At 40.7% G+C, this 7049-nt stretch carries 6 protein-coding genes; 2 read left to right on the top strand and 4 right to left on the bottom strand.

What is annotated here, in order from left to right; translation table 11 throughout:
- Window positions 1-13 precede the first annotated feature (13 nt).
- Window positions 14-1010, bottom strand: a protein-coding gene (locus C1752_RS27575) for an IS1/IS1595 family N-terminal zinc-binding domain-containing protein (RefSeq protein WP_110989245.1) whose coding sequence is annotated in 2 segments (ribosomal slippage) — window positions 14-649 and window positions 651-1010 — 996 coding nt in all. Because the reading frame shifts where the segments join, the coding sequence is not laid out codon by codon here.
- Here C1752_RS27575 and C1752_RS27580 point away from each other — a divergent pair.
- Complete coding sequence (locus C1752_RS27580; RefSeq protein ID WP_110989246.1) at window positions 1000-1341, top strand: DUF29 family protein; 342 nt, start codon at window positions 1000-1002, stop codon at window positions 1339-1341. The genes C1752_RS27575 and C1752_RS27580 overlap by 11 nt on opposite strands.
- A 112-nt stretch (window positions 1342-1453) precedes the next feature.
- On the opposite strand, the gene C1752_RS27585 is transcribed toward C1752_RS27580, so the two are convergent.
- From C1752_RS27585 to C1752_RS27595, 3 genes are read right to left on the bottom strand one after another with little or no spacing between them, the layout of a single operon-like run.
- On the bottom strand, window positions 1454-3742 hold the full coding sequence (locus C1752_RS27585; protein WP_110989247.1) for a hypothetical protein: 2289 nt from the start codon (window positions 3740-3742) through the stop codon (window positions 1454-1456).
- Between the two features lie 15 nt (window positions 3743-3757).
- The gene (locus C1752_RS27590) at window positions 3758-4780 is read right to left on the bottom strand and encodes a hypothetical protein (RefSeq protein ID WP_110989248.1); all 1023 of its coding nucleotides are present in this window, start codon (window positions 4778-4780) and stop codon (window positions 3758-3760) included.
- A 34-nt stretch (window positions 4781-4814) separates the two neighbouring features.
- Window positions 4815-5762, bottom strand: coding sequence for a hypothetical protein (locus C1752_RS27595; RefSeq protein ID WP_146242476.1), 948 nt, complete (start codon window positions 5760-5762; stop codon window positions 4815-4817).
- Window positions 5763-5948: 186 nt separating this feature from the next.
- Between C1752_RS27595 and C1752_RS27600 the strand changes: the two genes are divergently transcribed.
- Window positions 5949-7038 (top strand): ISAs1 family transposase gene (locus tag C1752_RS27600; RefSeq protein ID WP_110989250.1). Its coding sequence is split into 2 segments (ribosomal slippage): window positions 5949-6488 and window positions 6490-7038, totalling 1089 coding nucleotides; the frame shifts between segments, so codons are not numbered across the junction.
- Window positions 7039-7049: the final 11 nt, after the last annotated feature.

The raw sequence follows: 7049 nt of genomic DNA on the forward strand, positions 1-7049 counted from the left end.
GGGCACTGTCCAGCTAAGAAGTGACGCATCTAAAACTTCTGACCACCAATATCTCAGCAATTTCAACTGGCCGCTGGATGAATCCCAACACCATCGCAGGGGTGCGCTTGTGTCGGTGGCCCCAGTGAGGACGGCACCAATTGTGGATCAATCTCTGTACGTTCAATGCTCTCTGTAGTCCCTCAACCTTTTTGGCATAGTGATTCTGGCGTCGGCGATAGCCACTTGCCCGTCGTCTCAAGGAACTGTTGAGTGCTTCATTGTGATTTGCATGGACCTCGCTCTTGGGGCTAATGGCCGTGTAAGGATGCTCTCGATTCACCCACTCTACCCGAGGTTTTCCCTGAGAGCCTTTGATTTTCATTGCCACCTCTAATCCCGCTCGCCACACTTTTCGGAAAGGGTACGCCTGTGTCGTTGCACTCCCTGGCAGGTAGACACTCGCTAGCTTCCACAACTCGTTTGAGTATCGACGTTCTCCATCGGTAAACCAACGAATCGATAAACTCGGTTTAGCCCAATCCCAAGCGGCTTTGACACTCTCTTCAAATAACGCCCCATTCTTGAGACCGGCGCGGGCCTCTAACCAATAGCGACTGTCACGTTCGATGAAATGAATCGTCCAGCCTTCACTGAGCCAGGGGGGGATAATTCTCACCTACGCGAGTGTACACTTCATCACCTTCAATCGTGATATCTGACTCCTCTGAAGAAGGGGGTGACCAGCTTGATAATTGAGCCGATAAACGCTCTTCCCAGCGGATGATACTGCTGGGGGATTTCCCTAGCACTCTCCCGGCGGCTCTAATACCAAGCCCTTCGGTGCGGGCATTGATGGCCATCGATATTGTCTCGACTGGGGTTCTCAGTCTCGCCATCGGTGTCCCACTGCGCTCGTTAAAGCGACGACCGCAATCTGTACAGAGGAAGTACTGAACCACCTGAGCTGTTTTCAAAGTCTTGGTCCCGTTCTTGACCACATTCTCGTGATGACAATAGATGCACTGCATTAGCCTGAAACTTATACTGAAATTACATTCTAGCAATCACTCCTTAAGGAAGCAGTGCCTAATCGAGGAAGTTGAGGATTTGGGCGGGCGCCATCGAGACCGGGTTGAAAGCTATTTGAGTAATTTGCTCCTGCGCCTGCTTAAGCGCGAGTATCAAGCCGATAAGCGAACCACCAGTTGGGACGTAAGCATTAAGACATCAGCCCTAAATATTCGTAAAGAGATTAAGCGCCATCCCTCATTACGTCGTCATTGTATTGAAAGCTTTGAAGTGACCTATCAGTATGCACGAGAACTAGCGTCGATTGAGTCTCAACTCGACCGACCTTGATTTAAGAAATATGCGCATATTCTACACTATCAAAATCAAATTCCATAAGAAATAATATATTTGAGCAGATAGGTTGTGCACATCCCTATTATTGTTCTTATCAGCAAATAGTTTATAGTGCAGAGATATTGAAGATTTTTTGTAAATGCATTTCAACCATTGCTTTTTCTCTGCCAGTCAAATCAGATTGGGTGGCAGTCGATAACCGAAGATAATTCAGGTAAGAAACCCAGTCCTTATCTTGCAACCAGTCTTTACTCGAATTATTGCTATTAATGATCCAATATGACCAAACAACCGTGTCAAGAATAATAATTGGCCAGTCTTTTACGTGGTTGTGAATTCGCTTTTGACACTCAACTAATCTACGTATATCTCTTTCTATCTCCTGAATATGATAAGTATACTGTTTTGACTCAATATAGTAGTTCAATCGATAAACTACTATTTGCGAAATCAAGACCGGGTCATTAAAGGCAAGTTTCTCAGCTTTCAAAAGATCAGAAAAGCCATTCTCCGCGTAGGGAAATCTAAAGTCAGGTTCTCTGTTTATATCATCAGCGCTAAGAAGACAATTAAGTATTAATGTTTGATTACCTCTTTCAAGATAATATCGAGACTCATCTGAATCAATATGCTTTCTTCTTAGATCAATAGCTCTGTCGATTAACCTTAGGCTTTCTCTCAGGCCGAGAACTGAGTAATTTGTTTTTCTAACACAGATAGACAAAAAGTAGAACCCTTCAGATGGATATACAAATGTCATATTCTTAGGAGAAGATGTTAGAGCCAGCTCGCAATATCTTTTCGCCAGCTTCCATTCACCTAAAGTACTTAATACAAATGACAGTGCAAGAATTCTTTCGTACTTTGCATCGCTACTCAAATCCTTCTGAGTATTGAATGAATCTAGTATTTCCCACCACTGGACGGACAAAACTTTGGAGTAGTCCTCAATGAATTTCTTCGCTTCATTTGAATAAAAGTGCAAAGAATAGAGTGATATAGCTTTTTTGCTATGCAGCTCATGTTTCGTATCTGAGCTAACCACTTGTATATCGAGGTTGGATTTAGAAGAGGCTGTTACAGCCTGTAGAGATACTCCCAATGTATGATGAGCCTTTTTCCACTCATCTGCTATGTTATCAACTCTTACTTCCAAGCGATGTCCTAGGTCTTCATTATTTCTAATGAACTTCATTAATCGATGAACGGACAACTGGCTAGGACGATCTGTCGGAATAATAGATCTGCTATGTGCATCATATTGCTCTGATTTACTTACATCTACTATGGTGGCAGCATTGATCCAAAATTTCCTGATATTTTGAAGCTTCTCAAAATTCTTTTTGAGAAAATCATGAACCTCTAATTCTCCCTCTTCCTTTCTCCGTGATGCTTTGTTTGAAGACTCAATAAAATTTGTTACGGTATAAAGATGCTCTTTTAGTTCGTCGGTTGTGGTGCGCCGATAAAAATCGAGGAAAATCCTCGGATGTCTCAAAGATGACAAAGAAGGTTTCTTTTTAGGATGCTCACTTTCACTCAATCTGTGCATTGCTTCGCTTCTAGTAACCAAAACTATCTTTATTTGGCGTTGACTCAATACCTGATTCATCTTGTCAATGGTTCCTAGTGCTATCGCATCCAGATAGCACGAGTTGGAGCTTGACTCATGCCGCCTCAAAGTAATCAGTTTTTTGTATCTTCTCAATACTGGCTCACTAACCTTCTCTTCGTGGGAAAAATTAAAACTTGAATCATAGTTTTGGATAAATGATGTAGCATCCTGAAATAACTCATCACTTGTCAAGTTCATTAAGCGCTGTAGAGGAAGTGAGTGCTGCAAAAAAACACCTAGTAATGTTGAGGAGTGTTCGGTCAAGAACTCCCATGCTTTATTGAACTCACTATCATTTAAGTCTTTACTATTATCTGTTCTTTTAAGTAAGTCTTGAAATGTAGAGTTTTCTTGAAGATATTTTAATTCTTTTGCTATTTCATAGTCGGATGATAGTATCTTGGAAAGTTCTTCTTTTGAGAGATTGGAAAGCAAAAAATCCCATTCTTTTTCGTAGGATTGTAGTAAAATGCATCTCTTTGATTGATGAAATAAGAAGTGTAATGCATTGTACTGTAAAGCTAAAGCAACGCTATCCGGTATGTCTTGAAATATTGAAAATTCTTTAGCAGTTTTTTCCCTAAATACATATGCATATATTTCAGAGAAATCAACTGCATAAACATATTCAAAGTGTTCTTCTTCCCGATCCTCAATTACCTGTGATAATTCCCTTTTTAGTATTCGACAAAGATTCGTGTACTTCTTTATCCCTATTTTGTCAGGTATCTTTATCTCACCAGCAAAGTTAGTTTCATAGGAAGTATCATAAGAAAACATAATAAACCTGCTTTTCTATACAATTTCATGAAAAAGGCCTAGTTTCTCTGGATCGGTAATCGATGCCACTAAGTCTTCACGAATAAATTTTCGAGTGCGTTCGGCCAGAGTGTTTAGGCCTTCTCCTCTAGATTCTCTAAGCTGTTCAAATAGTTCAAAAACTGTCTGAAAATAGTATATTGACTCCTGGTCCTCTTTTACTAAGACAGCTTCGCAATTATTGAGTGGATTAGTTGATGAAATAGCGATTTCGCGATTATGGTAACTTAAGTGTATTGCTGGAGTGGAACCTGAGCAGAGCAATTGAATGAATGGCTTCCAATAGTCTGAATTCATTCTAAAAAAAACATCAGCTATCGTAGAGATAGAGACAATTCTTACAAACTCTGACATTGTTATAGAGTAATTGTTAGCTATTTCATCTGTAATATTTGTGCCTTTGGATACGTCAATACTATTGGCAAAAATAGGGAAGTATATATAGTAATCTTCTGGTTCACACGTGCAGAGACCTAGAAAAATAATTGGAGCATAGTTCTTAAAATGCTCTTTTCTGCTCAGCTCTAAAAAAAGTTTCTTCACTTTGGGTAAAGGGGCAAAACCGGCGATTGTAGAAAGCAAGATGGCTGTAGTTCTATATTCTTCGTCTAAGCTCAATCTATGTAGCTTCTGCTGTAAAAAAATCACTCTGAACTGCTCAATAGATTTTGATGCTCGAAGATAGGCTGCGAGATAAGAAAGCCGTTGAAGAGTTATGCCTCGATGTGCTGAAGGGGACCATTCACATATAGCTGTTACTGTTGCAGCCTTGAATTCCTCTTGCTTGCGAGGCTCGAGATTCTTGAAAAGATTTTGAAGCTGTAAAAGTGCTGAACTTCTATGGCTAAGTTCTAGATCATCAAACTTGATACCATCAGGATTAGAAAAGGCTATAAGGAGAGCTGTAGAAAGAGTCTCTTCTGTATGCGAGTTTATCCATTCTAGATTTGCCTGATCAGCTTCAGTTATTGTGTCTTCCTTTTTTTGTATATCTTGCATAATTTCTAAGAAAAGCTTATCCTACGTAAATTTACTAATCTCTTCTCAGGTTGTCGAGGACTTCATCTAGCAAAATGCCGAGCTTTATATTGCTTCCTTCTGGAAAATTTATTTCTGTGATTTTTTCTTGATTGTGATTGCTGCTTCGTCTTATCCTCCCTAGATTTCGTAATGAGTATTTATTAGAAAAATTTATTTTTGGATGTATAACCTCAGGAGCATCAGGCTCACAAGTAGAAAGATTTATGGTTCTACCACAGCCGTCATCCGTCATTACTGAACAATAAACAGAGTCCTTTGTACAATCGCTATCCAAAAAAGTTGGTGCTTTTAACTCATCTATATTTACTGCTTGAGTTGGGTATTGTATTTCAAGAATACTCTCTCCCGATTGGTAGGCAACAAGACCTAGGCGATCTCTGACTATGGATCCCAAATCATCGTTTTTTTCAATTGAACTCACCTCCATGATTTCTTGAATAAAGCTTGATTTAGTGATCCAAGCAAACGGACGCCTTGTCTGCATATAGCTTTCCGCATTATACTTCGTCTCCCAACGCACTAATATGTCTGCAATTTGTTCATCGCTTGGACCCTGATCGTCAAAAATCAAAGTCCCTTCTTTGATATGATATTTTATGAAACTTTTCCAAGACATAACTCGTGAGACATTAAAATTACTGCTTTTATTTGGGCCATAACTGCATTGACAAAAAAAAGATTTTTCATCTAAATCTTTTGTCTTTATTACTTCGTTAAAAATTTTATATGCTTCGATATTTTTTTGAGAAGGGCTCATTTCTTCAAACCTATCTTGGCATCTTAGGAATGCCCACTTTTTTGCTAGCTCTTCAAAAAAATCAGATAATGCCTCACCCGGTAAACGATTATTGTCAATATCATGATAAATATTCTTGAGTGTGAGCCTTCCCTCTATTGATAGATCCATGATTGCTCTCCACTCTTTGATGTAGTCTTTCATTAAAGAACCCCTATTTCTGTGAAAAGTGAATGCTTTTAGTTGACGCATGACTTGAAGTTCAGAATACTTTACGGTTGGCGTTATTGTTTGATTCTTTACTAAGATCTTATGTCTTCTGGACAGGGCTGTTTTAAATTTCCCGTAGAAAAATTAGGATCAATCCACATCACGATAGTGGATTGACCCATGAGCACCCTTATAGAAGAACTGAAACAAGTCCCTGATTTCCGCAAATCCCATGGCAGATCTCACCCGCTGTGGATTCTGCTGCTATTGATAGTCATGGGCATCCTAGCCGGATATCAGGGGTATCGTCCTCTACACACATTTGCCGAAGAGCATCAACATGCTTTGTGTGAACTATTTGGGCTTAAGCAGTTGAAAGTCCCTTCCCACTCAACGTTTCGGCGCGTGATGATGGGCATTGACTTCCTTGCCCTCTCTCACCAATTCGAAGCATGGATGCTATCGCAGCAACAGACTCACTCACCAGATAATCATATTGCCTCCATTGACGGTAAACGTATTCGTCAGCGTCTTACTGATGAGAACGGTAAGCAGCGCTTTGTCGGATTGGTTAGTCTATATGCCGTCGAAGCGGGCATCACGCTCAAGCTTGAGGCACTCACTCAGCAGGACAATAGCGAGATTAAGGTGGTTCAGACTCTGTTAGAAACGCTGCAGGTAGAGGGATTGCTACTCACGATGGATGCCTTACACGCACAAAAAAACGCTTCAACAAATCCTTGATTCAGACAATGACTATTTAGTGGCAGTCAAAAGTAATCAGGGTCGTCTTTACCAGCACCTACAGACCTATACTCAATACCTCAAGCCGATAGCTGAGCACACCCATCGCCAACACCAGAGAGGGCGAAACGAACATCGTTGCATCAAGGTCTATCGTCCAGTGGGTTTAGCGTTAGAAGAGTGGGAGGCGATTGAGTCTGTACTCTGTGTCGAGCGATGGGGCACTCGTAAAGGCAAGGACTATCACCACAGGGCCTATTACATCAGTTCGGTATTGACCTCACCTCAACAGTGGCAATCGCTAGTCCGCGAGCATTGGGGAATAGAGAACCGGTTGCATTGGCCAAAGGATGTTGTCTTTGGCGAAGATGATTATCGACTTGAAGATGAACAAGCACTACTCAATTGGTCGTTGCTCAGAACAATTGTGATTAATCTGCTGAGATTGAATGGCTTCCAATCGCTCAAAGCCGCTATGACAAAGCTTGCTAATCGGGTTGATGTTATTTTTTCGCTGTTAACTTAAAACAACCCTGT

The organism is Acaryochloris thomasi RCC1774, assembly GCF_003231495.1.
Lineage (GTDB): Bacteria > Cyanobacteriota > Cyanobacteriia > Thermosynechococcales > Thermosynechococcaceae > RCC1774.

What these genes read in the sequence shown, in the direction of transcription:
- C1752_RS27580 (WP_110989246.1), top strand. Translation starts at nt 1,000, where the DNA reads ATGCACTGCATTAGCCTGAAACTTATACTGAAATTACATTCTAGCAAT.
- C1752_RS27585 (WP_110989247.1), bottom strand. Translation starts at nt 3,742, where the DNA reads ATGTTTTCTTATGATACTTCCTATGAAACTAACTTTGCTGGTGAGATA.
- C1752_RS27590 (WP_110989248.1), bottom strand. Translation starts at nt 4,780, where the DNA reads ATGCAAGATATACAAAAAAAGGAAGACACAATAACTGAAGCTGATCAG.
- C1752_RS27595 (WP_146242476.1), bottom strand. Translation starts at nt 5,762, where the DNA reads ATGAAAGACTACATCAAAGAGTGGAGAGCAATCATGGATCTATCAATA.